Here is a 25955-nt window from a genome sequence, read left to right as displayed (position 1 = left end):
CATGCAACAAATCAGTTACTTACAAGATCAACTTGGCTTAATGACTTGGCCTCTTCTTATCTGCTCAGCATTAACAGCAATGATCATCGCTGAACGTGTCTTCCAAGTCATGCTCAGCATTGGTGTGGGCAAACGTGCCATTCGTCGCGAGTTAAACCAAACCTCACCAACCAACAGCAAAGAGATTGAAGCGCTTGCTCAGTCGATTTCAGGTAAACGCCCGCTCTTGTACAAGGGCGTGTCAATGTTGCTTGCTCACCACTCTTTCTCAAAAGGGTTACGTGAAGATGCCGCTGGGATCTGGCTACAAGAAAAACGCCACCAGCTTCATGCAGGTTTAAGACTGCTTGGTTTGATCGGCGTGATCAGCCCACTCATCGGCTTGCTTGGTACAGTACTTGGTCTTATTGAGATGTTTAAAGGCGTTGCCGCGACAACAGGCAGCATCACGCCTAATGATTTGGCAGACGGTCTTGGATTAGCAATGCGAACCACAGCAGCAGGTTTGATGATTGCGCTTCCTGCTATTTCTGGTGCTCAGCTACTAGGGCTATGGGCCGATCGAGTGCTGGCTCAATTGGAGCATACATTGAACTATGTGAATGTGTGGCTAGAAGGCATGTCGATTCAAACCAATCAGTCTGATGATACTCAAGGTAAGCCTATCAACAAAACCTCTATCGGTGATGTGAGTCAAGCATGATTAAAACGCCCCACTCATCTCACACACAGAGCCTAGCGCCGGACTTAACACCGCTGCTCGACATCATTTTTATCGTGATGGTTTTTCTATTGCTTACGGCATCGGTAAAGCTGGAATCGCTAGAAGTTGAGCTGCCAAGCTCGGATGTTAAAAACGTTTCTGAAGTCCACAAGGATTCAATTAGCGTCAATATTTTAGACCGCGAACCCTACTGGGCAATTAACGGCCAAGAATACATCGACTGGGAAAACTTCAAGATTGCGCTGTTAGAAGAGACTGGTTCAACGGATAAAAAACCGATCATCATTGGCGCAGATAAAGCCGCTAACGTGGAGAACCTAGTGAAGTTGCTTTCATTCCTTCAAGAAAACGGAATACCAGCGACTCAATTGCTCACGGACGATGGCTAGAGCGACACTCAATTTTCACGAGGTTTGGCTTCTGGTTGATAAAACTAAACAAGCAGACTAAGCCTCTCTATCGATTCGAACTCACAATGCGAACGGACTGCTCACTGAGTATCTTCGCGATACAAAAAGAAAATATAAAGAACTTATTATGAACAACTTAAACGTGCTCAATAAATTAAAGACCAAGACACCTCTTCTTTCATTAGCTGCAATCAGCCTGGCACTTAGCGCACCCGCAATGGCCAACGACGCTGAACAACCTCGAATCATCAGTGCTGGTAGTGCCGTTACTGAATTGGTTTTGGCATTAGGTGCCGAAGAGCAGTTAGTCGCGATTGATGTGACCAGCCACTTCCCTCAAGGAGAAAACCTGCCAAAGATTGGTTATCACCGAAACCTGTCTGCTGAAGGTCTACTCGCCCTAGAGCCAACCACATTGATTGGCTCGGATGAAATGGGACCAGACAACGCTATCTCTCAATTAAAATCGGCAGGCGTCGATGTAGAGATTGTTAACACTGAAGCAAACGTGGAAGGGCTATTAAAGCGTATCGACCAAATCGCAAAGATCACCCATACCGAAGACCACTCGCAGCAAGTGAAAACCGATGTGAATCAAAAGATCGCAGCACTGAAAGCGAACCAAGTACCAAGCAACGAAGCGAAGAAAGTTCTATTCCTGTTGCTGCATGAAGGTCGCCCTGCCAACGTTGCTGGCGGTGAAACATCACCAAACGCAATCATCGAGTTAGCTGGCGGTATCAACCCTGCCGCTCAGAGCTTAACGTCTTACAAGCCACTGTCGATGGAATCACTGGTAGAAATGCAGCCAGATGTGATTTTAGTCAGTGGTCGTAGCTACCAAAAAATGGGCGGTGCTGATGCCATCCTGAAATCGCTACCTATGTTAGCGGCAACGCCTGCAGGTATGAACAAGCAAATCATTACCGTAAATGGCAGTGCTTTGGTTGGCGGGCTTGGCCTAGAAAGCCTCTCTGAAGCAAAGCGTCTAAACGCACTTATCTACCCGCTATAACTCAACCACCCTATTTCTGCTATCGCTAATTCGCTTCCCTCACCAACTGACTCACGCTGTTGTTGAAGGAGGTCGAAGTTAGCGATAGATATTGAGGCCCTTTATGTTGTTACGCTCCGTCCCACTGAAAACGTCGATGTTAGGCCTAGGGGCTACCCTAGCCTTCGTCGCACTGTTCTCAATTACCGTTGGGCCAATGAACATTAGCTTAGCTGACAGTGCAGCGAGCTTACTCCAACCAAACAATGATTTAGCCCCACACATCAATTTAGTGATTCAAGAGATTCGCTTACCTAGAACTATTTTGTGCATGCTAATCGGCGCGATTCTCGCGTTATGTGGTGCGGTTATGCAGGGGCTATTCCGCAACCCGCTTGCTGAGCCAGGGATCATCGGTGTGTCTGCTGGTGCGGCATTAGGTGCAGCGTTGGCTATTGTTCTTTTCTCTGAACTCTCATTGCAATACCCGGCCTTCATGAATTTTGCGGCCGTTCCTGTGTTTGCCTTTTTAGGTGGCGCTTTAACCACACTCTTGGTCTATAAACTGGGCACGGGTAAATTCGGAACCTCAGTAACCATCATGTTGTTGGCGGGTGTGGCGATCAGTGCGCTCTCTGGGGCTGGTATTGGGTTCTTGAACTTCATCGCTGATGACCAAATGCTGCGTGATCTTTCGTTATGGTCGATGGGTTCACTAGCAGGAGCGAAGTGGTCAGGCATTTTGCTTGCTGCAGTTACGCTCGTTGGCTTGTTTGTTGTTTTCTACCGCCAAGCGATGTCTCTAAATGCTCTATTACTGGGCGAGTCAGAAGCGCAACACCTTGGTATCCCAGTTCAAAAGCTGAAACGAAAGCTGATTCTACTGACGGCTGCGGGCGTTGGTATCACAGTTAGCCTGTCTGGCATGATTGGTTTTATTGGATTGGTTATCCCACATTTAGGTCGCATGTTGGCAGGCCCTGACCACCGAGTTCTGTTGCCACTATCAGCGGTACTAGGCGCACTGCTGCTAACCGCCGCAGACATGTTCTCACGTGTGGTACTTGCTCCGGCAGAGCTACCTGTAGGTATTGTCACTGCGATTATCGGTGCCCCCTTCTTCTTGTATCTACTATTTCAACAGAAAGGGAGAATCCTTTAATGTTTCCTTCAGCGTTAAAAGCGACCGATATCGAAGTGAAGTTCGGCAGCAAAGTGATATTAGATGGCGTTTCTATTGAGATTGAGGCTGGAAAGGTAACCACACTGCTTGGGCCAAATGGCGCAGGGAAAAGCACGTTACTTAAAGCCTTGTGCCAAGAGATATCAAGCAACGGCGATATCCAATATTTTGGACACACCAAAGACAAGTGGCCTTCTCAAAAATTGGCGAAGCATCTGGCTATGCTACCTCAGCACAGTACGTTGACCTTCCCATTCTTGGCACATGAAGTTGTCGAGCTTGGTGGGATTCCTCTGCAAGAATCCAACAAAAAACTAACTAGCATTGCTAGCCAAAAAATGGATGTTGCTGATGTGACTCACCTGAGTGAAAGGCTTTACCCTTCACTATCAGGCGGTGAAAAGCAGCGAGTGCACTTGGCTCGAGTATTAACTCAGCTTCACCACTCTGGTGACCAATGTATTTTGATGCTTGATGAACCAACCTCTGCACTGGATCTTGCCCACCAGCACAGCACCTTAAAGATTGCGAGAGAATTAGCCGATAACCACAATGCCGCGGTTATCGTGGTTTTGCATGATCTCAACTTAGCCGCGCAGTATTCCGATCGATTGGTGGTATTGAAAGATGGCAATTTGGTGTGTGATGGCAAGCCTTGGGATGCACTGAAACCTTCGATGATAGAAGATGTGTATGGTTACAAAAGTATCGTAGAAAAACACCCAACCATGAGCTTCCCTCAGGTTCACCCCGCACAATAAGTCCGATTAAGGAGCGACTCGTTTTGAGTATTCGTTCTTGATAACAATGACATAATCCTAAGCCTCGATTTGTTCGGGGCTTTTTATTGGCTCACAGCCACTCTCTCGGCTTAAACTCAATTTTATTAATAACCACAACAGCAAGCACCAAAACGACTCACCTTGAGCATTTGAGGCTCTAGAAATGAACTCTACTTGTTAGGGTTACTTAGCTTTTAACACTGAAGAGAAAAACGCACAAGAAGTGAAACGGCAGGCACAAAAAAAGCCCCCGCAGGAGCTTCTTTTATTGAGTGCTGATTATTGGCTCATACGAATCAATGATTTACCAATCAACCACTCTAGTTCTTTACCGCTAGTATCGCCAAACTGAGTTTCAGTCAGCTTGTATAGACGATCAATACCGTTTGCAGCGAACTCATGTGCGCTCTCAGCAGTAACGATATGATGGAAAAGTAAACGTAAGATTGCTAGGAACTCAGCGTCTTCAAGTGCTGCAACCCAGCTAGCTGAAAATGCGTCAAGGCCATTTTCGAAGTCAATGTGTTCCATGAACATCTTGAAAATACGACCGTCTAGAGCAGCAGTAAAATCCGTTTTCTTTGGAAAGTGATGACTTATACCTGTACGAGAAACACCCGTTTGTTGACTCAACGTCGTGTATGACATCTTGTCGTAACCCAATCTTAGTAGCTGGTCTACAACGGCATCCATGATTTTCTGGATCGTGATTTCTGTATCTTCTTTACTACGCTTTGGCATATTCAGGCTCTTCTCTTTGTAAATCCATCTAACTCAATCAAATGAAGTCAGAATGAAAATCGTTATCAGCATTATGTGAGCAAGGTATTTTTTCGCAAGTATTTATAACTAAATTCACACAAATACTATGTACGAACAATTTTACAGTGATGCCTCTTTGGACACTTTGTCTAATTATTCTTCGAAAATCACCTTACAATCCTAAGTCGATAAGTTTAAATAACTACTTAGAATATGAAATACCCAACGAAAAATTCATTGTATAAATACCTATCAAGCGATAGATAGTCTTATAAAATCATTTCTGGCGCAACTAAGTGAATGATATTCTGACATATTAATAACATTCCTCTTCAACAAAACGTGAGGTAAATCACATACATATTTGGCGGCGCGAATATAGATATTCATCAAACACCTTAACAAACAACATAGCATACCAGTATAAATTAGTTCAAAGGTTTTAATTTTTGTAGATACAGTTCGAATTGCTCGTTAGAATAACCTCAGACTTTGTAAGAGGATTATTTATGAGCCAAGATATTGGTAACAACGATGTATGCGAGGCTTGCGGCTGTGCAGGCGAAATCGGGTTCATCATTAAAGAAGGCGACGATGTTGCTGAAGTAACGGTTTACGGAAACTCAAAAGCACTGATTGAAGCTGAGTTTGCTAAGTATGTTGAACTTGCTAAACAAGTGTCTAGCAACGTTGAGTTCGAAGCATCAGAGATGACTGAAGAAAGCACAGAGTTGCATGCTCGCTTTAAATTTGAAGTTAGCGCTGAGAAGATTATTTTTGAACTTAAGACTCGCTCTCTAGCGCGTTAATATAAGCATTTATATGCTTATTAAAAGACGAGTGAATTACTCGTCTTTTTTTAATTGAACCCAAGCCAGTGACCCATTTTGCTCAAAATCGTTTTCTGCAGCGCACTGAATCACTACGCCCCCCACCTCTAACACTGCCCCAATGCTATAAGCCTTGTCATCGTAATAACAAACTCGTTGCTGTTGACCGCCTTGTGTCACCACCACCGCAGCTTTACCGGGCGTTGAAATTACTTTGTTGGCACTCGCAGACATTGAACCAAACACTGAAGCGGCTATCAGAAAGACCTTAATAATTCGTATATTTACTCTAATCATTAATTTACCTATCATCTTTGCTCCATTCCTCGTTAATCTACCGCCAAATGGGTAAAACACTATGCGAGATTAATTTTTCCATTATAGTGTAAGCGTCTATCGTAATAAGAAGCCTGTTATGCTCAGAATAATTGCACTTATTATTGGTTCCTTAACCATAACAAATGTCAGTGCTGAACCACTCGATCACTATCAAATATTGAACCATCTCGATAATTACGGAAACTTATATCTACGAAATAAGCCTTATACATCACTTCCAACTGGCTTGGTGGTAGATGGTAATCTCAATATAGAGAATACTGCGATAACACGCCTACCCAAAGGGTTAGAAGTGAACGGCAGCCTTAAAGGCTCTAACAGCCAACTCGCTCGAGTCCCGAGCGGGGTTAAGATAAAAGGTTACGTCGACTTGATTGGCAGCCAAATCACCAGCTGGCCAAGAGGTGTAAGAGTGGGCGGCTTTATCAACCTCACCGACACTCCACTGGAAAGGCTACCGAATGGCTTTAGAGTAAAAGGCGATCTGAGCGTGATCCGCACTCCTTTAACCGAGTTACCCAACGGGATCGTGATTGACGGCGACCTTTATATAGGCGGTTCTGGGATTACAACATTCCCCGAGACCATGACAGTCAAAGGCAACATCTATCTGGGCGGTAACACCGTAACCAAATGGCCAACCAATCTAGATCTCGGTGGTGCAGTCGCTCGCTAATTCAGGCTAATGCTCTAATGCTCTAATGCTCTAATGCTCTAATGCTCTAATACGTTAATGCTCGATCGCAGCAACAAATGGTGATTCAGAAACAAAAAAGGAGCCCAAGGCTCCTTTTTCAATTCAATCAAGTTGCTAATCAACTAGCAAGCTAACTAACGCTCGTTAACCAATGTTCTTCACTGGGTTGGCGTAGCTATCGATCAAGTACTGACGCGCACCTTGTGGCAGGCTCGACAGTTTAGCTTCAAACTCTTGCTTAACGGCCGCTGTAATCGACTCGTCTTCTTTTTCTGCTGCCAGCAAGTTTACTGGGAACAGTTTGTAGTTATCGTGGATCTGACGATCGATCTCTTCAGCAAGCGCTTCAGGGGTATCAAAATCTTGGTCGATAACCTGACCGAAGCCAACGTGAACGCGTCCTTTATTACCGATGATGCCTTGAATGATACTTTCGATATCTTCAAACTCACCCTTTTCGTAACTGCCGTTTACGTCTTTTTCGAAAAGCTCTATCGCTTTAGCCGTGTCACATGGGTCGTTCTCGTAAGAAATAGCCACAGGAACAATCTTCAATGACTTCACGTATTCAGGGAAAGCAATTTTTTGCTTACGTCCTTCAACGTGGAACATTTTCAAAATTGCTGGCTCAGTAAAATCGTTACCGTCTTTCGCACGACCTTCCTTTTGAGCGATCCAGATTGAGTTGCCCGTTTCTAGAGAGTGCTTAATGTAAGAAGACAACTGCCCTAGCGCTTTCATCATCTCACGCGGTCCTTTCAAAGAACGCTTTACGATGAAGCTCTTGTTTAAACGCATCAATTCAGTCGCACATGGCTTTTTCAACAGGTTGTCTCCGATAGCGATACGACAAGTCTGATGATTATTTTGATGCAGAGCGTAATTTACTAACGCAGGATCCATAGCAATGTCACGATGGTTTGATACAAACAGATAAGCTTGGTTCGCATCCAGTGACTCGATACCAGTGTACGTCACACCGTTAGTGGTTTTCGCTAACGTGTCGCGTAAGTACTTTTTCACTTCAATCTGAATGGATTCAACGCTAGTCAGCTTGCTCCACTTCATTTTTAAGTACACACGCAAAATCGGGCTCATTAATGCTTTGAACCAAGACGCATGGTTTGAAAAACGGTAGTGCAAGATTGCACTGATAAATTCTTCATCATTAATAAGACGGTTTAGTGCCGCTGGAATTTCATCATCGCCGTAAGGACGAATATCAACATATGGATCGGTTGGAGAGGTCATTTTTTAATTCATATAATAAAAAGCTGGCTCATTCTACGCGTTGTTTTGACTTCTCGCAGCTACAGAGCCCATACTTTTGACAAGGTCAGACCAGAAACATTGAAAATCCCCTGTTATTGTTGGCATTCTTTAAGATTAACGGTAATCTTGACGCCCCAAAATTAAGGTACTATCTATGAACTTCGCTATTGAATATACATCGGCTTACTTTTCACACTTGGTGATCACACCACGCAAGAAAGTACTTAAACATAGCCTTGTATCGGTTCAAAGTGGCTTGGTTTTGATTAAGTTAGGCAAACAAGAGTATGCCGTTGAACCAGGACAAAGCGTCTGGATTCCACACGACTGCCTAACGTCACTGACCTACTTTCCAAACACTCAGGTTAACCGTGTCGATTTTTCTGTTCGTTTGACGGATTCATTCCCAAGACAAGCGGGTTACATTACGCAAACCAACCTCTCTTCGGCACTACTAGAAAAACTAGAGCAAACCAACGCTCGCGCTTCCAATGCCAATAATACGGAACAAGCGTTTAAAGATATGCTTTCTGTCTTGAAGCAAGAAGTGTTGTCGTTTAAACCACTGCTTTGTGAAAGTGCTCTTTCTCAGCGATTCAATCAATGGAACATTGATGATTCAAACCTGCCACAAGAGCACACTCTGGTGATGGTGATGCGAGAAGCGAAGAAGCGCATGCAGTCAGGTCAAAAACGTTCACTTGTGATTGATGATCTGTTCTCAGGTAAAGAAGAAGAGTTCGAGCAACTGTGTATGCTTGTTTTTGGTGAAGATTTATAGCTTGCCGGAAAGTGAGTGCTGGTATTAAAACTCGCAAGCCAGATACTAAAAAGCCGCAAAAACTGAGTTTTTGCGGCTTTTTTAATTCTTACTATTTAGACGTAGATAGCAATCTATCTGTGTATCTGCCTGTCTAAAATGGCAACTCAACCTGCATCATTAGGTCGGCGTCACGTGAGTCGTGCCAACGATAATCAAAGCGCATACGCGGCTGCCCTTCGACTTTCTCGCCAAAACCGATACTAAGTTGAAGACCATGATTCATCAACCACTCTTCAGTCGACATATCATACTGCTCGTCTTCAAGGTCTTCTGGAAACCACATACCCAAGCCAACATAATTTGACTCAATGCTTTGTGTCAGCAATGGCGAGTCTTTACTTTGAAGAACCCAATCAGACCAATAGTCCGGTGTGCTTTCAGGTTCATCATCGCTCAGCCCGCTGATTTCCATCATACGTTGGCCAAAAGACTCGATGCTGGTCGAGAAATCTAGACAGTTGTCATCTTCATCAGAAGTCAGCATGATCGAATCTAGGCTAAAAAAATCACACTCAGCATACGCAGGCATACTGCATGCTGCCATGATCAACGTCGCTGGTATCGCGCTCTTTAGCATAGTCCTCTGACCTCTTGATTAGTGAACTTACATTATCTGATACAGTCCACTATCTTGCAACATCTTTGTAACTGACTTTGTACTCAGTTTTGCCACATCGCTTCCACTTATCAGTGCATTACGTATGTCTGTACTGCGAATTTTCACTTTTTCAGGGCAAGCCATTACAGACCACTGCTCGGTAATCTCATCTGATTTATAGAAAGATGAGAACTTAAAGAAGTTATCTGGGCCAATAACAAACGTCAGTTCAGCGTCACGATGTAACTTTTGAAGTTCACTGAGCACGGCATAAGTCGTGACGCTTTCACCTGGGGTAAATAGGCTCTTTTCGATCAAAGAAAGCTCCACTTGATCCAGTGAAAGATCGCTAATAAATGCGTTAACTAACTGACATCTCGTATCAAAGTCTAGCATCTCTTTTCCCCAAGCATGGGCAATACTTGGAACGAGTAGAATTTTGTCAAAGTGAGCCAACGAATCAATCACACTTTTGTGCCCTAAGCTCGGCGGATTAAACGCACTACCGAAAATGGCTATTTTTTCCATTATTAATTACTGCCTTCTCTTTCTAAGCTTGTGCAAAGAGGTTTTTAAATCGGATGATTTAGGTATGATAACACTAGATTTTTAATTTGCTTGCAGGAAAGGAATACGAATGGAACAGTTAATTCGTGACGAAATGCGCGTACTACCTTCAATTGACCCTCACTTCGAAGTGACTCGTCGTGTGGACTTTATTAAAACGAAACTTCAGCAGTCAGGCTGCAAGTCTCTGATCCTTGGTATCAGTGGCGGTGTGGATTCGACAACTTGTGGCCGTTTAGCACAAATGGCCGTTGATAGCCTAAATGAAAACGCTGGTAGCAACGACTACCAATTCATCGCGGTTCGCCTGCCTTACGGTGAACAAAAAGATGAAGACGAAGCGCAACTTGCGCTGTCTTTCATTCAGCCTTCTCAATCTGTTTCTGTAAACATTAAAGCGGGTGTTGATGGGCTTCACGCTGCATCTCACATTGCTCTAGAGGGCACAGGCCTACTACCAACAGATTCAGCAAAAATCGACTTTGTGAAAGGCAATGTGAAAGCTCGAGCTCGCATGATCGCACAATACGAAATTGCAGGTTACGTTGGCGGTCTTGTGATTGGTACTGACCACTCAGCTGAAAATATCACTGGCTTCTACACCAAGCACGGTGACGGCGCATGTGATTTAGCGCCTTTGTTTGGCCTGAACAAGCGTCAAGTTCGTGAACTTGCAGCAACGCTAGGTGCGCCAGAGCTATTGGTTAAGAAAGTGCCTACTGCCGACCTAGAAGAGCTTGATCCACAGAAAGCCGACGAAGCAGCATTGAACCTTTCTTACGACCAAATCGATGATTTCCTTGAAGGTAAAGAAGTCCCTCAAGACGTGTCAGACCGCTTAGTAGGCATCTACAAAGCAACACAGCACAAGCGTCAACCGATCCCAACGATCTACGATTAATTGTTTGAATTAATCTTAGAATCAAAAAGGCCGGAAGTTCATTTCAGTGAACTTCCGGCCTTTTCTATTCAATGTGCTTTTCTTTCTGGCCTTCCGACCTACCGAGTTAGTCTACAACTTCGATATCAGTTTGAGGCACACTGCAACACGCCAGTATTTGCCCCATGTTGCGTTCATGATCTTGCAACGCCGGTACATCAGGTTGATGAACTTGCCCAGACTCAAGGGTCACTTTACAAGCACCACAGAAACCCGCGCGACAGCTTGATGCGATAGACACACCTGCCGACTCAGCTTGCTCTAGTAGTGTTGATTGGTTGTTGCCTTCGAACAGGTAGCCGTTAACGCTCAACTGCAGTTGCTTCACCGCTTCTTCCGTTGATTGAGCAACACCAAACGCTTCTTGATGATAATGCTGAGGATTCAGCCCCATTTGAATCAGCAATTTCTTGGCATTATCCATAAAGCCGTCAGGGCCACACACGAATGCTTGGCGCTTATGAAGGTCCTCAATTTTGGCGACATGAGACACACTCAAACGACCTGACAAACCATCCCACTCTTTCGTTGGTTGGCTTAGTGAATAAATCACACTTAGACCAGCATGTTCGCGAGCGATCTTATCAATCTCAGCTTGATAAGGGATATCTTCTTCACTGCTGCATTGGTGATAGAACACCACATCATCAATCTGACCATGGTCGGCTAAGTAACGAAGCATCGACAACATAGGGGTGATGCCGCTTCCCGCTGATAACAGCAGTAATGGATGTGTTGGGTTATCTTCTAAGTAGAATGCGCCATCTGGATTCTGAGCAACTAGCGTGTCACCGACTTGGAAGTGATCATTGAGCCAGTTTGAGATTTGACCATCGTCCACTCGCTTCACGGAAATCGCCAAACGACCTGCGCGTGAAGGGCTAGAAGATAACGTGTAACGACGAGACACTTTCTCGCCATTAATCACCATTTCAATCGGTAGATGCTGCCCCGGCTGATAGCTTGGTAATAAATTGTTCTCTTTCGCTGGCTCTAGCCAAAAGGTTGTGAAGTCGCGAGCGATCTCTTCACGCTCGACGCAAGTTAAGTGCAGTGACTCGACCCAAGAGTCTTCGTAATGTTCTTTCTCTTTGGTTTCAAGTACCTCAACAACGTCACCCGCTTTCACCAGACCTTCATTTTTCGCCACAAGGTTCTGACCAAAGAAAACGCCACCACGTTCATTGGCTCTGAACGTAGAAAAGGTATTGAGTGGCTCTTTTGTTGCTCTGAATTCGCCGCTCTCAACATCGACTGTCGTTAGGATACAGCGCTCACAAGGCTTCACCGCTTCGAATTCAACCTCACCAATTCGAATGCGCTTCCAACCATCTTCAGCAAACGCTTCAGTGTTTGAGACGACAAAATTGGTGCGGAACTGATCCATTGAATGGGTTTCAGGGCTGCGGCGATTGAGTTCATCAAGAGAGGCTTGGCTGATCACTAACATTGGGTAACCGTCAGCAAAACTCACATTGTGACCGAGCTTTTCACGAACACGATTCGATTGCTCGCCAGAAAACAGTAGCTCAACGCGCACGCCCAACACATCACTGAACCAATCATCCGCCTCGTCGTTGGTGGTATACGCAGTGAAGCTATCTTTCCACACTGTTGCAGGCGCTTCTTGCATCTTGAAGTTTGCATATTTTAGGCGCAGCGGTTCTTTGCCTTCGTAAGTAAAAATCAAACCGTCTGGCTGCAAGCTAGAAGACACATTGACCATTTTAGGGTACTTACGCGCCGTCACCATTGAGCCGTCAGCCAAGGCCAACATAAAACGTCTGTCGAAGGTAAGGCCCTGTTTTTCGACCCAAGCAGAAGAGAGTGCAATCCCACCTACTGATTTAACCGGAAACACATTAATTTGAGATAAGGAGGGCTGTTGACCTGAAAGCTCTTGCTCCAAAGCCTTTTGATCCAAAGGTGACTGCGACATAACGATTCCAATGTTTTGTTGTTTGTCCCAATGCTAACAAATGGTTATAAATAGATAAACTGGCAGCTACTAAACACTTGATACTAAGCTATTATCTTGAGATGTTTAGCTTTCTACTTTGATACATTAAGGCAGCAATGCAGTAACACTCTCCATACGTTCTATACTTTGAACACAATTACTGCATTGAACTTTCATTGAATAAAAAGGATTTATCATGAACAAACTCGTCATTATCATTTTATGTGTACTGCTTCCGCCTGTTGGTGTGTTCTTCGCTCGTGGTGCAGGTAAAGATCTGCTGATTAACATCATCCTGACCTTCTTCTTCTGGGTGCCAGGAATGATCCACGGGCTTTGGGTGGCGACTCGATAGCTCGTCCTCAAAATTAAATACCGAATAAAATACGAAGAAAAACAAGCTCCTAACCCTGAAGAGTTAAAAATAGGATGAAATGAAAGTGCTTTTCCACTATCATCCTGTCGCCTAAACGTAAGCGATTGCTTTCACAGATTTCGCCGAGTTTAGGCTCCAACTACATAACACTTCAAATGGTGGGAGCCTTCAATGACACAACTTACGATTACTCGTCCTGACGACTGGCACGTTCATCTACGCGATGGCGAAGTATTAAAAGATACAGTGCGCGATATCAGCCGCTACAATGGTCGAGCGTTAATCATGCCAAATACCATCCCACCGGTAACCGATACCGAAATGGCTCTTGCTTACCGTGAACGCATCATGGCAGAGCAGCCAAGCGAGCAGTTCCAGCCTCTAATGGCACTTTACCTGACAGACAACACAACACCTGACGAAATTCGCAAAGCGAAAGAGTCTGGTGCAGTAGTCGCTGCAAAGCTTTACCCAGCAGGCGCGACGACTAACTCGGATTCAGGTGTAACTTCGGCTCAAAAGATTTACCACGTGTTAGAAGCCATGCAAGAAGTGGATATGTTGCTACTGGTTCATGGTGAAGTAACCACTCACGATGTTGATATCTTTGACCGTGAGAAGCAATTCCTAGACACCGTGCTAGCGCCGATTGTGAACGACTTCCCTAACCTGAAGATTGTTCTAGAGCACATCACAACCGCTGATGCAGCGAACTTCGTTAAAAACGCGAACGACAACGTAGCGGCAACCATTACTGCTCACCACTTGCTTTACAACCGCAACCACATGTTGGTTGGCGGCATTAAGCCACACTTCTACTGCCTTCCTATCCTGAAGCGCAACACTCACCAGTTAGCACTTATCGAAGCGGCAACAAGCGGCAGCAAGAAGTTCTTCTTGGGTACAGACTCTGCACCACACGCAAAAGGCGCAAAAGAGTCAGCATGTGGTTGTGCGGGTTCTTACACAGCGCACGCTGCCGTTGAACTGTACGCAGAAGTGTTCGACTTAGAAGGTAAGATTGAGAACCTAGAAGCGTTTGCAAGCCACAACGGCCCTGACTTCTACGGTATTCCACGTAACACGGACACCATCACTCTTGTTAAAGAAGAGTGGAACGTTGCTGAAACGATGCCTTTTGGTTCTGACATCGTTGTGCCAATCCGTGGCGGCGAGACGATTGCTTGGTCTGTAAAATAAACGCTTAGTCGGTAAATAAGCGCTTATATTGCAAAATAAGAGCGTGGTGTTAATTAAACACGACCCATTAGATTAAAAGGGGCACCATAATGATTATGGTGCCCCTTTTCGTTTCGTGGAGAGAGGGTTTTATTAAGATCAATAATGAGCGATTACTTACCGCGAATTTTTCCAATCACAGTCCAAACAGCAACGACGATCAATCCAGCTAAGACGCCGATAACACCGTTCAACAGAGTTGGAACCACCGCTGTCGCTATCGTATGTCCACGAAAATCCATAATAATCGGCTCAATTAAGTGATGAATCGCAGGAACGTTGTGCACCACAATGCCACCGCCAACCAAGAACATCGCTGCAGTACCGACCACAGCAAGCGTCTTCATTAACTTGGGCGCAAACGCGACTAGCCCGTTACCCAATTGAGTTTTCATGGTACTTCCATTCGATGTTCGCTGCAGATAGAAGCCTAAATCGTCCAACTTAACGATCCCTGCCACTAAGCCATAAACACCAATCGTCATCACTACCGCAATCAAACTCACGACAAGAACCTGAGTCACGATGCTTGTACCCGTTACAGTACCCAGCGCAATCACAATGATTTCTGCAGATAAAATGAAGTCGGTACGAATCGCGCCTGCGACCTTTCTCTTCTCATATTCCTCTATGGATTCGCCAGTACTCGTATCTTCCCCCTTTTCATCATCATGATGAGCATGAGGAAAGAGCTTCTCTAAGATTTTCTCTGCGCCCTCAAAACAAAGAAACAGACCACCAATCAAAAGCAAAGGCATGATCAGCAAAGGAATAAAGGCACTGATCAATAATGCCGCGGGCACCAAAATCAGCTTGTTTTTAAATGAGCCTTTGGCAACCGCCCATACCACTGGGATTTCTCGCTCAGCAGAAACACCGGATACCTGCTGGGCATTCAGCGCTAAATCATCCCCCAACACACCAGCGGTTTTTTTCGCTGCGACCTTAGACATCAGTGCGACATCATCCAATACGGTTGCAATGTCATCCAGTAGCGTTAATAAACTTGCTCCAGCCATTTTATGGTCTCTTTTAAGGGATTAAACAATTGATAAAATGTAACACCATCAATTCACTCGTCAAAGTTATGAGTCTGTAAAAAATAGAGTCACAAGTTGTGTTTTCTATTGCCGTCTCAGCTAGACAGGACTAGTCTGTCCTCATCTTTCGCGAACATAAAAGAAGAAGTATAGATGAAAAGTGAATACTCCTACCCAATTGGTAAGCCAGGACAAAGATGGCAAGAAGCAGAACGTCAAGCATGGTTCGCTCAAAGAACCGTTAAGCGTGAATACCAGCAAGAAGTCGTGCCAAAAATCCAAGCATTAGCAGACCGCTTTGATATCGAGCAATACGGTGCATTGAGCTACGATGAAGCTCGCTTCCCGCTTTTTGCAATCAAAAGCAAAAACTGGGACGCATCAAAACCGACGATCCTTGTAACCGGTGGTGTTCACGGTTACGAAACCAGTGGTGTGCATGGCGCGATAAAATTCGCCGCAACTCAAGCGGAACAATACTCAACGCACTTCAACATTGTAGTAGCACCTTGTGTAAGCCCTTGGGGTTACGAAGTGATTAACCGTTGGAACCCAAATGCTGTTGATCCAAACCGCTCTTTCTATGACGGTACGCCAGCAGAAGAATCAGCAAACCTACGAGCTTTAGTGGCCTCTTTGCCAGAAGTATTGGTTCACGTTGACCTACATGAGACGACAGACTCTGATGAAACAGAATTCCGACCTGCACTCGCAGCACGTGATGGTATTGAGTACATTGAAGGTATGATTCCAGACGGCTTCTACACGGTTGGCGATACTGAAAATCCACAGCCAGAGTTCCAAGCGGCGGTGATTGCTTCAGTAGAAAAAATAACGCACATTGCGCCAGCAGATGCAGACGGCAAGATCATTGGTTCTGAAGTTACCCAACATGGTGTAATTAACTACCCAATGAAGAAGCTTGGCTTATGTGGCGGTGTGACTGACTGTAAGTACGGTACAACCACAGAGGTTTACCCGGACAGCGATAAAGTGACAGACGAAGAGTGTAATGACGCTCAGGTTGCAGCGGTAGTCGGTGCTTTGGATTACGTTATTCAGCACGAACTGAACGCGTAAGCCAATAGCTAGTAGCTAGTCCCTTAGAACTAATCCCTAAAACTAAAAAAGAGCCACAAGTGACGAGTCGCTTTTAGCTCTTTTTTTGTCTCTTTCTCTTACCTGCCATTTCTTCTCAGGCATAAAAAAGCTCCCTTGCACACTGTGCAAGAAAGCTTTGAAATCACGCTTAGTCAGGAGTCATTCATGAACTCCCTGCTTGAGTTCTTTAGTTAGTCGTTTCGCTAACGCTTGCTTGTCCTTTATCTACTTCAGTTAGTAGACCTTTCAACAAGCTGAAACAACCAATCAGAAGAATGATCGTAAACGGCAGTGCAGCAATGATCGTTATCGATTGCAGTGCTTGGATAGATTGAGTACCACCAATCCACAGCATTACCATTGCAATAGCGCCTGAGATAACCGCCCAAACCACTTTCTGTTTCACTGGTACTTCAAGCTTACCACCCGCCGTCATGCCATCGATAACGATAGAACCTGAGTCTAGCGTAGTCACGAAGAATACGATGATCAGTGCTACAGCGATAACAGATAGAATGCTACCAAACGGGTATGCGTCTAGCATGTAGAACAAGCTTAGAGATACATCTGTGATGCCTTGGTCGAGGCCAAGTTGCCCCACATGACTGATCACTTGCTCGATAGCCACGCCACCAAAGATAGACATCCAAGCCGATGTTACCAATGTTGGGATAATCAGTACGCAAAGTAGGAATTCACGCACCGTACGGCCTTTAGAAATACGCGCTACGAACATACCGAAGAATGGTGCATACGCAACCCACCATGCCCAGTAGAACACAGTCCAACCATGTAGCCATGTTGTGTCTTCTCGACCAGAACTTTGGCTCAATGCAACGATGTTTTTCACATAACCCGTTACCGCAGTCGCCACAGAATCAAGCACAGTTGTGAAGTTCAGAACAGCGATAAGACCAAGGAATACGAACGCAATAACCATGTTCAAGTTACTAAGGAACTTAACACCACCGTCCATACCACGCATAACAGAGATGATCGCCAAGCCCATAATCAAAACGATAATAGATTGCTGAAGGAAGATGTTGTTTTCCAAGCCAAACACGTGGCTGATACCACTTGCTGCTTGTGTACCACCTAAGCCTAATGAGGTCGCAAGACCAAACAACGTAACCAGTACAGTAAGTACGTCGATCACATCACCGGTTTTGCCCCATACTCGTTCACCCAGAATTGGGTAGAACACGGAACGCATTGATAGCGGTAAGCCTTTGTTGTAAACAAAATACGCAAGACAAAGTGCCGTCATGCCATAGATAGCCCAAGCATGGAAACCCCAGTGGAATACGGTCGCACCCAGTGCCAATTCACGGCCAGCTTCTGTGAAAGGTTCTGCATCGAGTGGCGTTCCGAACCAGTTGGTGAAGAACGCCGTTGGCTCTGCAACACCCCAGAAAATAAGTCCAATACCCATGCCTGCTGCGAATAGCATCGCAATCCAAGATGACATTGAATAATCCGCAGTCGCGTCTTCGCCACCTAAGCGAACTTTACCCAAAGGTGAGAATGCAAGAATAACGGCAAAAACTAACATGATGTTGGCTCCCCACATAAAGAGGAAGTCAAACTTAGATAAAACAGCACCCTTGATAGAATCAATCGCAGCTTTGGCATCTGCAGGAGGAAGAGCAAGAAGAGTGATGATAAAGAGAAGAGATAAGCCTACTGAGGCTACGAAGACTGTGTTATGGACATCCATGCCCCATTTACTGACGTTATCTTGACCAACTTGATAGTCAGTAGAATCAATACTGTATTTTTTTGATTTAAAACTCATAAATTATGATGTTCGCATATCCGAATCAACGAATATAAGGACGCTCTCCATATCCAACTACTACTTGATTGGCTCGCCATTTCACAAAAATAAAACGTGATAAAAACCACCGAGCAAGGTGATAAATGGACTTACTGGCTCAATCCCAGGACGCGCATAATAGCACAGCACGAAGTATTTTGACTGAGTTTTTGCTCAATAGTCACCCAAAGCACCGTCAACCATGATAGTTGAGACAATAAAAACAGAATAAAATAAACAAATAAAAACCTTTAAATACAGCGCATTAAATTAAAATAACGCACCGTAAAATATCATTCAAAGTTTCTACAGATAATTTTACTAACCACCCAATTTATTTATAGCTCTAACAAAAAAGCCCCGCTATAGGGGCGGGGAAATTACCAAAGGTAAAAGAGAAATCAGTGTTAGGATGTCAGTGCTGCGATTAGCAGAGCAGCACTTCACATTTCAAAGACAGCACATTAGATCGCGAAGCAAAAACCTAGGTTGTAGTCTTCGCCATTCTTCGCCGTGAACTCTTTGTCTTCACTTGATGCATTCGGGCGGCCGCTTTCATCGCCTTTTACTAAGCTCACCCAGTGACGAATACCTGAAGAACGGCTAGCCTCAGTTTGGCCAAACGTGGTGCACGTCTCTAATTGGATATCTTGAATATCAACTAACTCCAGACGGCCTGTGCCTTTACGAGCGCCGATTGTCACTTCAACGTGTGTACCGCTTTCATCGCGGAATAGGATTGCTGAAGGCTTAGACTTGTCACCGGTGTAAGCTACAAAATGCTTAGCGCGTTTCAGGCCGGTGTGTTCACCGTTTTTGAAATAAACCTGAACATGTCGGTAATCAATCTCGTAGCTCACTACATCTTCATGTGAACCAGTCTCTAGAGGAAATAGAGTATCAAGCAGCTGTTTCGCCATTTTTTGTTTTTCGAGTTGCTTGTCTGCTTTCACCATCTCGACGGCAAAGACAGCTTCAGCAATAAATGTTGAATGGTTTCTGTGAAGTTCTGTTTTGTCTAGTGTCAGCATATTCATAGTCTATCCCTCGTACGGCTTTAAATTTCATTTAGGTCAAACATCCCAATAGACCCTTTTCAAAATTGTTCTTTACTGTGTGGTTTCCATGTTTTTCATACTACTTGTATTTTTGAAACAATTTCACAACAAAAATTACACACTGTGAATTTTACTAAATCGCTTTTTTACACAAACCGGTATTTCGAGCCCCCAGCCCTTTATTTCACTGGGTTGAGGGTTCAGTAGAAACACGTTTACGTGTTGTTTGAATTTGTGTAATAACCCACTCCAACCAACTTATTGTCGATCACTCGATAGTAAGTATGCTTGGTTTCTACTTTGCTCGACAGCGGGTTTAACCATCGGTAGGTGTAAACACCTCGGCCGTTTTCTTTCGCAAGGTTCAACATCTCCGTGAGAATTGGCTTATCGTCAGGGCTTAGAATTTCGTTGTGTGAACGCCCGACAAGCTCAGGAGAAACCCCGTGCGCCAGCAGTTTCCCAGAGCTCATATCCATCACAAACACATACAAATCCCCTTCTACAAAGCTGCCTTCCGCGTCATTGAACTCAGTTAGGCTCTCTTGTTCTGACTCCACTATCGCGGTCATCGCTCTCGCCAGTAAATTCTTAGCCTCAGCCGCACTCGAACGTTCAGGGTAATAACCCACAGCCACAATCACATCGCCTACTCGCTCAAAGAACGTAGTTTTCGGTTCACCCATACGATCAGTCGGATTCGTCCAGTGATACTTCACTTCACCAAAACCGTTGTGTACCGCTTTGGTGATCATTTCACGGAAAAAAGGATTGCCGTAAACGTCTTGCGTGTCCAACACACTGTCGCCCACCAGCACCATCGAAGATCCGCCACTGGCAAGGAATTGGCCATCGATGCCCAAAGCAAACACATATAGCTCCCCATCGATATATTCAGGGTCACTCATAAAGTCTTTAACGCTTTCATCGCCATCCTTTTGAACATGGACCACCGCTTTAGCAAGGAGAGTTTTGGCTCTTCTTTCTGCATCACTGACAACGTGTGGTTCAGAAATATCGAGCACGTTTACAGGCTTAGCTTCTTTCTCCGTTTCAGAATGTTCGGCACGTAAACCAATGCCACTCACTACAGCAAACACGGCACAACCAATGAGGATGATTCTGGATAAATTCATGGTTCTCTCTCCTAATAGCCGACTAAGGACGGTAGCCAAAGCGTAATTTGTGGGAAGAAAGCGATAACGAAAACACCCACAACAGAAGCAAGTACAAAGGGGTGGATCTTCGCGGTGATTTGCTCAACCGTTGAGCCCCCTATGCCCGAGGCGACAAAGATATTCTCTCCAAGTGGCGGCGTTGCAAAACCTATCGATAAGGTACACACCACCACAATTCCCACGTGAGTAGGATCAGCACCTAGCATGTACATGATTGGTAGTAACACTGGCACGATGATCATGATGGCCGCTAAGGTTTCCATGAACATGCCGATGAACAACAACAAGGTAATGGTTAGCGCCCACACCATGTACATGTTATCGGTGAAACTAAGTAGCGATTCCGCCACCACTACTGGGATCTTTTGCTCGACCAACAAACGTCCAAACACGGTAGCGGCAAAGAGGATCAACAACACACGCCCAGTGATCCATGTCGTGGTCGACAGAGATTTCATCACACTTTTAAACGACAGTTCTCGGTGAATGAAAAGCCCCACAAACAACGAATAGAATATCGCAACAACCGCTGATTCTGTTGGTGTGAACATGCCACTGTAGATACCGCCAAGAATTAAGAACGGCGCTAATATCGACCATAATCCGCGGCGCAAGTAGTGCCTTACATCGCCAAACGACCACGTTTCGGTCAGCCCTTTATAGCCTTCACGCTTAGCAATAAAATAGTTAGTGACTACTAGTGTCGACGCCATAATGAAACCCGGCACAACCCCAGCGACAAACAGTTTTGGAATCGATAAGGAAGCAAACTGGCCGTGTTGAGCAATGGCTTCTGGTGGCGCCATTAAGCCCATTGCCGAGATACCAAAGATAACCAAAGGAATGGATGGCGGGATGATAATGCCCAAGCCTCCGGATGCAGCCGTTACGGCCGAAGCGTAGCTCTTATCGTAATCACGTTTAACCATCGCAGGCACCATTAACATGCCTACTGCTGCGGTGGTTGCCGGACCTGAACCCGAGATAGCACCAAAGAAAAGACACGCCATTACTGTTGCCGCACCAAGGCCGCCTGTTACGGGACCAGCTAAGCTTTCTGCGATATCCACCAGACGTTTGGAGATACCCGCCGCCTCCATTAATGCACCCGCAAGAACAAAGGCTGGCAGCGCCATTAATGGGAAGTTGCCCACCGAGGTAAACGCGATTTGTACTAAGGCGATGGGATTTTTATCGAGCAACATATAGGCCGCCATCGAAGCGCCGGCCAGTGATACTGTGATTGGTGCGCCTAGGATTAACAGCGTTAAAAAGCCACCAAATAAAATTAGAGTTAAATAGGATTCCATTATTACATCTCTCTATTACGACTATTCTCTGTGATGACTATTGCGCGGACTTTTGTGCCGTCATTTTGCGCAGCTCTTTGACTTCTGGATCTTCGTTGGTTGCGCCTTTAAATAAACGCTCATAGTTGTTCCAGATAATTCGAATCATCATCAGTGAAAACGCGATAGGTAAAATCATGTAGAAGTACTTCATCGGGATACCTGTGGTTTGAGACTTCCAAAACAGATTCATTTTGTTGAACACGAAGTCGTAGCTGAGGTAAACGAAGTAGCCGTTGAAACAGAGCCATAGGAAGTCAGCGATGGTTTCACTCACGGTCTGCACGATTGGCGGAAAGAATTTAAAGTGAAAGCTCACTCGGTTGTGCGCCGACATCTTGGCCGCAACAACAGCCCCTAGATAGGCAAACCAAACGAACATGTAGGTCGCCACTTCATCACCCCAAGGGATAGAGTAATCAAAAAACTGACGAGTAATAATTTGTGTAAACAGCAATAGGACAAAGCTTGCAAGCAACAAACAACAGGTATATTCCTCAATATTGTTCAGGTGTTTTTTTATTGTTTTAGCGACTGACATATAACCTCCAATGTTGATTTTCACATGACAACCAGTCGCTCACGGTCCTAAAAGATCAGGTACAGAACAGATCAACGAGTACAGCCATGTAAATGCCCTATCTCACTGTTCTACCGCTAGGTGATTAAGTAGCGGAGAACAGCAGATAGGGCGAATCTAATCGTTACTTTCTACCTAGTAACTCAAGAACGTCGTCTAGCTTGTCTTTACCCCCAATGCTTGAGTAGAACTTAGGCCAAACTGACTTAGTCACTTTGTTGATCCACTCTTGCTCGTTGTCTGCTGGGTCTGTGAATACCATGCCTTTCGCTTGTAGCTCTTCGCGAATCTTGTTTTCCGTATTTTCTAGATAAGCAAAGCTGTGCTCTGTTGCTTCCTGACCCGCTTCAAGAATGATTTTTTGCATTTCAGGTGTCTGTTGTTGGAAGACCGTTTCACTCACGATTAGAGGTTCTAGAGAGAAAATGTAGCGAATGTTGGTCACGTACTTTTGCACTTCGTTGAATTTCATCGCGTGGACTGTGATGTAAGGGTTATCTTGACCATCTACCACACCTTGTTGCAGGCCGGTGAAAGTCTCAGACCATGCCATTGGTGTTGGGTTTACACCCCATGCTTGATAAGAAGCAATCATGATTTCGTTACGAGGAACACGAATCACTAGCCCTTTCAAATCCTCTGGTGAAGCAACGGGCTTTTTCGAGTTAGTCAAAACCCTAAAGCCAGAATAAGCCCAACCTACGATGCGAACACCAGCGTCACGAATCGTGTTATCAACTAAGTCTTGGCCTACTTGACCTTGAGTCAGTAGTACCGCTTCTTCTGCGCTTTGAATCACGTAAGGCATGGTCAATAGACCAACGGTTGGAGAGAAAGGCGTCACGTTGTTGATCGCCAGTACAGAGAAGTCGAGAAGACCTATTGCAGCATCGTTTACGGTGTCTTGCTCATTGCCTAATTGGCCGTTCGGAAACAGATCGATTTTCACTTTACCGTCTGTTTTTTGCTCCATCAGTTCAGAGAATGAGGTCGCTAATTCCCACTGCGTACCACCAGCAGCATCGCCGATAGCCATTTTAAAATTCGCTGCTGCCGCGGTATGAGATAACACCGCTGTTGCTACAATAGTGACACCAGCAATAATTTTATTTTTAATCAATTTCATAGTCTTAACCTTTCCTATCATACAGACTTCCTGCCTGTACTTTGCTCACAAGGTGACCTGGTACAACTTTCCTGGTCGTAGTTCTATTTCCCTATTTTGGAAACAATGTTCGGGTAGTTACAGCCTTTCATCCTTTAACGAATACCACTGATAAAGGAACCGCTGCCCCATTCTTCGAAACGGTGCAAACATCTCTGATTCCACCACTTCCCTCACGTTGGGGAACGGAAGTTTTGATTCAAATATTGGTAGGTCGAGCTTGTGACCTTCACCTGCGATCCACTGAGCAAGGCGTTTACCTGCTTGAGCGGAATACATCACGCCATTGCCGCCATAACCCAGCGCGTAGAATATCGATTGCTTTGGATTCGGCTGATAGATTCTCGGCATCATGTCGTGGCTAACATCCACCCAACCCCACCATGAATAATCGATTTTTATCTGATCGAGAGACGGGAATTTTCGAGTAAGATCCGCTCTCAGCATGTCTTCATATTTCTTTTCAGGCGCGTTCTTGCCACTGATGGCACTGCGTGTACCAATCTGTACTCGGTTATCCGGTAACAAACGGTAGTAATGGCGCAGAATTCGAGTATCAGTAATCACTTGATTGGTTTTGAAGTTACACGCAGCGATCTCGTCTTGAGTTAAAGGACGTGTCACCATCGAGTTAGAAAGCACTGGCAGAAGGCGATTCTTAAGCTCGGAATGCAAACCTTGGCTGGTATACCCACCCGTACAAACACCGACAGAACGCGCCTTCACCAAACCACCTGGCGTTTTCAGGTAATGCACACCGCCACGAGTTTCCCAACCCATAACTGGGCTCGACGGGTGAACTTTCACGCCGAGAGCTCGCGCCTTTCTTAGGTAACCAAACGCCAGTTTCCCTGCATGAATACCAATCCCTTCGGGTTCATGCATCGCGCCAGCCGCTTCTTGGTCGCCAACGTAATCACGCTTTACGGTTTCCGCATCTAAGATCTGCGCATCGTAATCGAACGTGTCACGCAGCAACTTGGCTTCTTTCTCGAGTGTTGACATCACTTTTGGACGATGAGCCACATATAAGTGGCCGCCCGGTTGTGGGTCACAATCGATGTCTTTGATCAGTGACTTGAACGTTTCCATGCCATCCACACACTCGCGGTGCATTTTTAGCGCGGTTTCTAGGCCCCAACGTTCAATCCACTGAGAACGCTTCAAACGCCCAGAAGCACACTGTGCTTGGCCACCATTTCGGGTACTGCAGCCCCAACTCATACGGTTAGCTTCAATCACAGTCGCTTTAATGCCGTACATTTCAGCAAGGTGTATCGCGGTACTTAGGCCTGTGTAGCCTGAACCGATAATAGCCACATCGACATCCATGTCTGACGTGATTGGGCCATCATCTTCAGGTGGTGCGCCTGCGGTATCTACCCAATAAGTCGGGGCATATTCCTTACCGTGACCTGGGCTCTTGTCTTTAAGTGGATCGTATTTTGGATCGTATTTTGGATCGTATTTGTCTTTTGCTTGGGTGCTTTTCACCTTTGGCGGCACATCGGCTGCCGGTTGTTCCATTACTAAACTCATAATTCGACTCTCCTAGTCATAACACGTGAACGGGTTGCGATTTCGTGTCTAGCTCTTGGGAGTATTGCTGGGAGTCAAAAGAGGTCGTGTTTTACGGAAGGCATTTTTTACGCTGATTTTTCCGTCTTTCAGGGTAAACACATCAACCATACGAGCTTCGATGACGCTGCCATCCGGGTTCGTCGCAGAAAACGTTGATTCACTCACAGCACGGTCACCGCATACAAAGTGGACAGGGTCGCTCCAAGCCGCATCTGGAAAGTTCTGCCAAACCAATTCAAAGCTATTTCGAACCGCTTCGTACCCTTCGATAGTGTTTCCAAGCAAGCCTTCTCCTGCCACCGTGTGGAATACACAGTCTTCTGTCATGAAAGACATGAGTGCTTCAATATCATGGTTATTCCATGCATCACTAAAAGACTGTAAAAAGGCGGTGTCGACTTGGTTTTCCAGCACGAATGTCGCTGCATTGGTTTGCATATTCATATTCCAGAATCCTTTATGTTTTCGTTATTGGTTTAAATTTCAGTAGCTTTGCGCCACTTTTTCATTTGAGTGTTTAAACTAGATCTGTGAAATTTAACAACTTGATAACAAGCTTCACCACTCTAACTTCGAGTTACTTTATAAACA

27 protein-coding genes are annotated in these 25955 nt (G+C 45.2%); 12 read left to right on the top strand and 15 right to left on the bottom strand.

Features of this window, described 5'->3' with window-relative positions; all coding sequences use genetic code 11:
- Position 1 precedes the first annotated feature (1 nt).
- From AB6F11_RS11250 to AB6F11_RS11230, 5 genes are all read left to right on the top strand, one after another.
- The gene (locus AB6F11_RS11250; protein ID WP_065583702.1) at positions 2 to 703 is read left to right on the top strand and encodes a MotA/TolQ/ExbB proton channel family protein; all 702 of its coding nucleotides are present in this window, start codon (positions 2 to 4) and stop codon (positions 701 to 703) included.
- Positions 700 to 1113 carry a biopolymer transporter ExbD gene (locus AB6F11_RS11245; RefSeq protein WP_017062756.1) on the top strand — a complete coding sequence of 138 codons (414 nt, stop codon included), beginning with the start codon at positions 700 to 702 and terminating at the stop codon, positions 1111 to 1113. The genes AB6F11_RS11250 and AB6F11_RS11245 overlap by 4 nt, the downstream gene beginning before the upstream one ends.
- A gap of 148 nt (positions 1114 to 1261) precedes the next feature.
- Positions 1262 to 2149, top strand: coding sequence for a hemin ABC transporter substrate-binding protein (locus AB6F11_RS11240; protein ID WP_017062757.1), 888 nt, complete (start codon positions 1262 to 1264; stop codon positions 2147 to 2149).
- Positions 2150 to 2252: 103 nt separating this feature from the next.
- On the top strand, positions 2253 to 3290 hold the full coding sequence (locus AB6F11_RS11235) for an iron ABC transporter permease (protein WP_102393914.1): 1038 nt from the start codon (positions 2253 to 2255) through the stop codon (positions 3288 to 3290).
- Positions 3290 to 4072, top strand: a complete 783-nt coding sequence (locus tag AB6F11_RS11230) for a heme ABC transporter ATP-binding protein (RefSeq protein WP_104216195.1) — start codon at positions 3290 to 3292, stop codon at positions 4070 to 4072. Before AB6F11_RS11235 ends, AB6F11_RS11230 begins: the two co-directional genes overlap by 1 nt.
- Positions 4073 to 4372: 300 nt before the next feature.
- On the opposite strand, the gene AB6F11_RS11225 is transcribed toward AB6F11_RS11230, so the two are convergent.
- Positions 4373 to 4834: a TetR/AcrR family transcriptional regulator gene (locus AB6F11_RS11225; protein ID WP_004731875.1), complete on the bottom strand. Its 462-nt coding sequence runs from the start codon at positions 4832 to 4834 to the stop codon at positions 4373 to 4375.
- A gap of 530 nt (positions 4835 to 5364) precedes the next feature.
- Between AB6F11_RS11225 and AB6F11_RS11220 the strand changes: the two genes are divergently transcribed.
- A complete protein-coding gene (locus AB6F11_RS11220) occupies positions 5365 to 5664 on the top strand; it encodes a YfcZ/YiiS family protein (RefSeq protein WP_017062761.1) in 300 nt (99 codons plus the stop codon).
- A gap of 36 nt (positions 5665 to 5700) precedes the next feature.
- On the opposite strand, the gene AB6F11_RS11215 is transcribed toward AB6F11_RS11220, so the two are convergent.
- Positions 5701 to 5997: a YnjH family protein gene (locus AB6F11_RS11215; RefSeq protein ID WP_017067955.1), complete on the bottom strand. Its 297-nt coding sequence runs from the start codon at positions 5995 to 5997 to the stop codon at positions 5701 to 5703.
- A 103-nt stretch (positions 5998 to 6100) separates the two neighbouring features.
- Between AB6F11_RS11215 and AB6F11_RS11210 the strand changes: the two genes are divergently transcribed.
- Positions 6101 to 6700 carry a hypothetical protein gene (locus AB6F11_RS11210; RefSeq protein ID WP_017062763.1) on the top strand — a complete coding sequence of 200 codons (600 nt, stop codon included), beginning with the start codon at positions 6101 to 6103 and terminating at the stop codon, positions 6698 to 6700.
- A gap of 165 nt (positions 6701 to 6865) precedes the next feature.
- Here AB6F11_RS11210 and AB6F11_RS11205 read toward each other — a convergent pair whose 3' ends face one another.
- Entirely contained in the window at positions 6866 to 7972 is a 1107-nt protein-coding gene (locus AB6F11_RS11205; protein ID WP_017067956.1) for a 1-acyl-sn-glycerol-3-phosphate acyltransferase, read from the bottom strand.
- A gap of 175 nt (positions 7973 to 8147) precedes the next feature.
- Here AB6F11_RS11205 and AB6F11_RS11200 point away from each other — a divergent pair, with 175 nt between their 5' ends.
- On the top strand, positions 8148 to 8774 hold the full coding sequence (locus AB6F11_RS11200; protein WP_102321332.1) for an AraC family transcriptional regulator: 627 nt from the start codon (positions 8148 to 8150) through the stop codon (positions 8772 to 8774).
- A gap of 133 nt (positions 8775 to 8907) precedes the next feature.
- Here the strand turns inward: AB6F11_RS11200 and AB6F11_RS11195 are convergent, their stop codons facing one another.
- Together AB6F11_RS11195 and AB6F11_RS11190 are read right to left on the bottom strand one after the other, a co-directional pair.
- Complete coding sequence (locus tag AB6F11_RS11195) at positions 8908 to 9393, bottom strand: hypothetical protein (RefSeq protein ID WP_048609737.1); 486 nt, start codon at positions 9391 to 9393, stop codon at positions 8908 to 8910.
- Positions 9394 to 9420: 27 nt separating this feature from the next.
- Positions 9421 to 9942, bottom strand: coding sequence for a nicotinate-nicotinamide nucleotide adenylyltransferase (locus AB6F11_RS11190; protein ID WP_017067428.1), 522 nt, complete (start codon positions 9940 to 9942; stop codon positions 9421 to 9423).
- Between the two features lie 109 nt (positions 9943 to 10051).
- On the opposite strand from AB6F11_RS11190, the gene nadE reads away from it, so the two are divergent.
- The gene (nadE, locus tag AB6F11_RS11185; RefSeq protein WP_102393916.1) at positions 10052 to 10882 is read left to right on the top strand and encodes an ammonia-dependent NAD(+) synthetase; all 831 of its coding nucleotides are present in this window, start codon (positions 10052 to 10054) and stop codon (positions 10880 to 10882) included.
- 106 nt (positions 10883 to 10988) lie between these two features.
- Here the strand turns inward: nadE and AB6F11_RS11180 are convergent, their stop codons facing one another.
- The gene (locus AB6F11_RS11180; protein ID WP_102321329.1) at positions 10989 to 12860 is read right to left on the bottom strand and encodes a hybrid-cluster NAD(P)-dependent oxidoreductase; all 1872 of its coding nucleotides are present in this window, start codon (positions 12858 to 12860) and stop codon (positions 10989 to 10991) included.
- Between the two features lie 217 nt (positions 12861 to 13077).
- On the opposite strand from AB6F11_RS11180, the gene AB6F11_RS11175 reads away from it, so the two are divergent.
- Both AB6F11_RS11175 and pyrC read left to right on the top strand, forming a co-directional pair.
- Positions 13078 to 13236, top strand: a complete 159-nt coding sequence (locus AB6F11_RS11175; RefSeq protein WP_004731890.1) for a YqaE/Pmp3 family membrane protein — start codon at positions 13078 to 13080, stop codon at positions 13234 to 13236.
- A 192-nt stretch (positions 13237 to 13428) separates the two neighbouring features.
- Positions 13429 to 14457: a dihydroorotase gene (gene pyrC, locus AB6F11_RS11170; RefSeq protein WP_050632884.1), complete on the top strand. Its 1029-nt coding sequence runs from the start codon at positions 13429 to 13431 to the stop codon at positions 14455 to 14457.
- A gap of 152 nt (positions 14458 to 14609) precedes the next feature.
- On the opposite strand, the gene AB6F11_RS11165 is transcribed toward pyrC, so the two are convergent.
- Positions 14610 to 15515 carry a DUF808 domain-containing protein gene (locus AB6F11_RS11165; protein WP_102398396.1) on the bottom strand — a complete coding sequence of 302 codons (906 nt, stop codon included), beginning with the start codon at positions 15513 to 15515 and terminating at the stop codon, positions 14610 to 14612.
- Positions 15516 to 15689: 174 nt separating this feature from the next.
- On the opposite strand from AB6F11_RS11165, the gene AB6F11_RS11160 reads away from it, so the two are divergent.
- The gene (locus AB6F11_RS11160) at positions 15690 to 16616 is read left to right on the top strand and encodes a M14 family metallocarboxypeptidase (RefSeq protein ID WP_104216196.1); all 927 of its coding nucleotides are present in this window, start codon (positions 15690 to 15692) and stop codon (positions 16614 to 16616) included.
- A gap of 208 nt (positions 16617 to 16824) precedes the next feature.
- On the opposite strand, the gene AB6F11_RS11155 is transcribed toward AB6F11_RS11160, so the two are convergent.
- The 8 genes from AB6F11_RS11155 to AB6F11_RS11120 all read right to left on the bottom strand — a co-directional run bounded on the left by AB6F11_RS11155 (position 16825) and on the right by AB6F11_RS11120 (position 25808).
- On the bottom strand, positions 16825 to 18432 hold the full coding sequence (locus tag AB6F11_RS11155; RefSeq protein WP_102398397.1) for a BCCT family transporter: 1608 nt from the start codon (positions 18430 to 18432) through the stop codon (positions 16825 to 16827).
- A 485-nt stretch (positions 18433 to 18917) separates the two neighbouring features.
- On the bottom strand, positions 18918 to 19490 hold the full coding sequence (locus AB6F11_RS11150; protein WP_017064292.1) for a malate synthase: 573 nt from the start codon (positions 19488 to 19490) through the stop codon (positions 18918 to 18920).
- Between the two features lie 236 nt (positions 19491 to 19726).
- On the bottom strand, positions 19727 to 20647 hold the full coding sequence (locus AB6F11_RS11145) for a cache domain-containing protein (protein ID WP_102398398.1): 921 nt from the start codon (positions 20645 to 20647) through the stop codon (positions 19727 to 19729).
- Positions 20648 to 20658: 11 nt separating this feature from the next.
- Positions 20659 to 21999 (bottom strand): TRAP transporter large permease, encoded by a 1341-nt coding sequence (locus AB6F11_RS11140; RefSeq protein WP_102398399.1) that lies wholly within the window; start codon positions 21997 to 21999, stop codon positions 20659 to 20661.
- Between the two features lie 37 nt (positions 22000 to 22036).
- Entirely contained in the window at positions 22037 to 22579 is a 543-nt protein-coding gene (locus AB6F11_RS11135) for a TRAP transporter small permease (protein ID WP_017097758.1), read from the bottom strand.
- A 163-nt stretch (positions 22580 to 22742) separates the two neighbouring features.
- Positions 22743 to 23744 carry a TRAP transporter substrate-binding protein gene (locus tag AB6F11_RS11130; protein WP_048609745.1) on the bottom strand — a complete coding sequence of 334 codons (1002 nt, stop codon included), beginning with the start codon at positions 23742 to 23744 and terminating at the stop codon, positions 22743 to 22745.
- Positions 23745 to 23861: 117 nt separating this feature from the next.
- Complete coding sequence (locus AB6F11_RS11125; RefSeq protein WP_104216197.1) at positions 23862 to 25322, bottom strand: FAD-binding oxidoreductase; 1461 nt, start codon at positions 25320 to 25322, stop codon at positions 23862 to 23864.
- A 48-nt stretch (positions 25323 to 25370) separates the two neighbouring features.
- Positions 25371 to 25808 carry a nuclear transport factor 2 family protein gene (locus AB6F11_RS11120; RefSeq protein WP_102393921.1) on the bottom strand — a complete coding sequence of 146 codons (438 nt, stop codon included), beginning with the start codon at positions 25806 to 25808 and terminating at the stop codon, positions 25371 to 25373.
- Positions 25809 to 25955: the final 147 nt, after the last annotated feature.

It is taken from the genome of Vibrio sp. 10N.247.311.14, assembly GCF_041467715.1.
Classification (GTDB): Bacteria; Pseudomonadota; Gammaproteobacteria; order Enterobacterales; family Vibrionaceae; genus Vibrio; species Vibrio crassostreae_C.
This window is presented reverse-complemented; position numbering and strand designations above follow the sequence as displayed.

What these genes read in the sequence shown, in the direction of transcription:
- AB6F11_RS11250 (WP_065583702.1), top strand. Translation starts at nt 2, where the DNA reads ATGCAACAAATCAGTTACTTACAAGATCAACTTGGCTTAATGACTTGG.
- AB6F11_RS11245 (WP_017062756.1), top strand. Translation starts at nt 700, where the DNA reads ATGATTAAAACGCCCCACTCATCTCACACACAGAGCCTAGCGCCGGAC.
- AB6F11_RS11240 (WP_017062757.1), top strand. Translation starts at nt 1,262, where the DNA reads ATGAACAACTTAAACGTGCTCAATAAATTAAAGACCAAGACACCTCTT.
- AB6F11_RS11235 (WP_102393914.1), top strand. Translation starts at nt 2,253, where the DNA reads ATGTTGTTACGCTCCGTCCCACTGAAAACGTCGATGTTAGGCCTAGGG.
- AB6F11_RS11230 (WP_104216195.1), top strand. Translation starts at nt 3,290, where the DNA reads ATGTTTCCTTCAGCGTTAAAAGCGACCGATATCGAAGTGAAGTTCGGC.
- AB6F11_RS11225 (WP_004731875.1), bottom strand. Translation starts at nt 4,834, where the DNA reads ATGCCAAAGCGTAGTAAAGAAGATACAGAAATCACGATCCAGAAAATC.
- AB6F11_RS11220 (WP_017062761.1), top strand. Translation starts at nt 5,365, where the DNA reads ATGAGCCAAGATATTGGTAACAACGATGTATGCGAGGCTTGCGGCTGT.
- AB6F11_RS11215 (WP_017067955.1), bottom strand. Translation starts at nt 5,997, where the DNA reads ATGATAGGTAAATTAATGATTAGAGTAAATATACGAATTATTAAGGTC.
- AB6F11_RS11210 (WP_017062763.1), top strand. Translation starts at nt 6,101, where the DNA reads ATGCTCAGAATAATTGCACTTATTATTGGTTCCTTAACCATAACAAAT.
- AB6F11_RS11205 (WP_017067956.1), bottom strand. Translation starts at nt 7,972, where the DNA reads ATGACCTCTCCAACCGATCCATATGTTGATATTCGTCCTTACGGCGAT.
- AB6F11_RS11200 (WP_102321332.1), top strand. Translation starts at nt 8,148, where the DNA reads ATGAACTTCGCTATTGAATATACATCGGCTTACTTTTCACACTTGGTG.
- AB6F11_RS11195 (WP_048609737.1), bottom strand. Translation starts at nt 9,393, where the DNA reads ATGCTAAAGAGCGCGATACCAGCGACGTTGATCATGGCAGCATGCAGT.
- AB6F11_RS11190 (WP_017067428.1), bottom strand. Translation starts at nt 9,942, where the DNA reads ATGGAAAAAATAGCCATTTTCGGTAGTGCGTTTAATCCGCCGAGCTTA.
- nadE (WP_102393916.1), top strand. Translation starts at nt 10,052, where the DNA reads ATGGAACAGTTAATTCGTGACGAAATGCGCGTACTACCTTCAATTGAC.
- AB6F11_RS11180 (WP_102321329.1), bottom strand. Translation starts at nt 12,860, where the DNA reads ATGTCGCAGTCACCTTTGGATCAAAAGGCTTTGGAGCAAGAGCTTTCA.
- AB6F11_RS11175 (WP_004731890.1), top strand. Translation starts at nt 13,078, where the DNA reads ATGAACAAACTCGTCATTATCATTTTATGTGTACTGCTTCCGCCTGTT.
- pyrC (WP_050632884.1), top strand. Translation starts at nt 13,429, where the DNA reads ATGACACAACTTACGATTACTCGTCCTGACGACTGGCACGTTCATCTA.
- AB6F11_RS11165 (WP_102398396.1), bottom strand. Translation starts at nt 15,515, where the DNA reads ATGGCTGGAGCAAGTTTATTAACGCTACTGGATGACATTGCAACCGTA.
- AB6F11_RS11160 (WP_104216196.1), top strand. Translation starts at nt 15,690, where the DNA reads ATGAAAAGTGAATACTCCTACCCAATTGGTAAGCCAGGACAAAGATGG.
- AB6F11_RS11155 (WP_102398397.1), bottom strand. Translation starts at nt 18,432, where the DNA reads ATGAGTTTTAAATCAAAAAAATACAGTATTGATTCTACTGACTATCAA.
- AB6F11_RS11150 (WP_017064292.1), bottom strand. Translation starts at nt 19,490, where the DNA reads ATGAATATGCTGACACTAGACAAAACAGAACTTCACAGAAACCATTCA.
- AB6F11_RS11145 (WP_102398398.1), bottom strand. Translation starts at nt 20,647, where the DNA reads ATGAATTTATCCAGAATCATCCTCATTGGTTGTGCCGTGTTTGCTGTA.
- AB6F11_RS11140 (WP_102398399.1), bottom strand. Translation starts at nt 21,999, where the DNA reads ATGGAATCCTATTTAACTCTAATTTTATTTGGTGGCTTTTTAACGCTG.
- AB6F11_RS11135 (WP_017097758.1), bottom strand. Translation starts at nt 22,579, where the DNA reads ATGTCAGTCGCTAAAACAATAAAAAAACACCTGAACAATATTGAGGAA.
- AB6F11_RS11130 (WP_048609745.1), bottom strand. Translation starts at nt 23,744, where the DNA reads ATGAAATTGATTAAAAATAAAATTATTGCTGGTGTCACTATTGTAGCA.
- AB6F11_RS11125 (WP_104216197.1), bottom strand. Translation starts at nt 25,322, where the DNA reads ATGAGTTTAGTAATGGAACAACCGGCAGCCGATGTGCCGCCAAAGGTG.
- AB6F11_RS11120 (WP_102393921.1), bottom strand. Translation starts at nt 25,808, where the DNA reads ATGAATATGCAAACCAATGCAGCGACATTCGTGCTGGAAAACCAAGTC.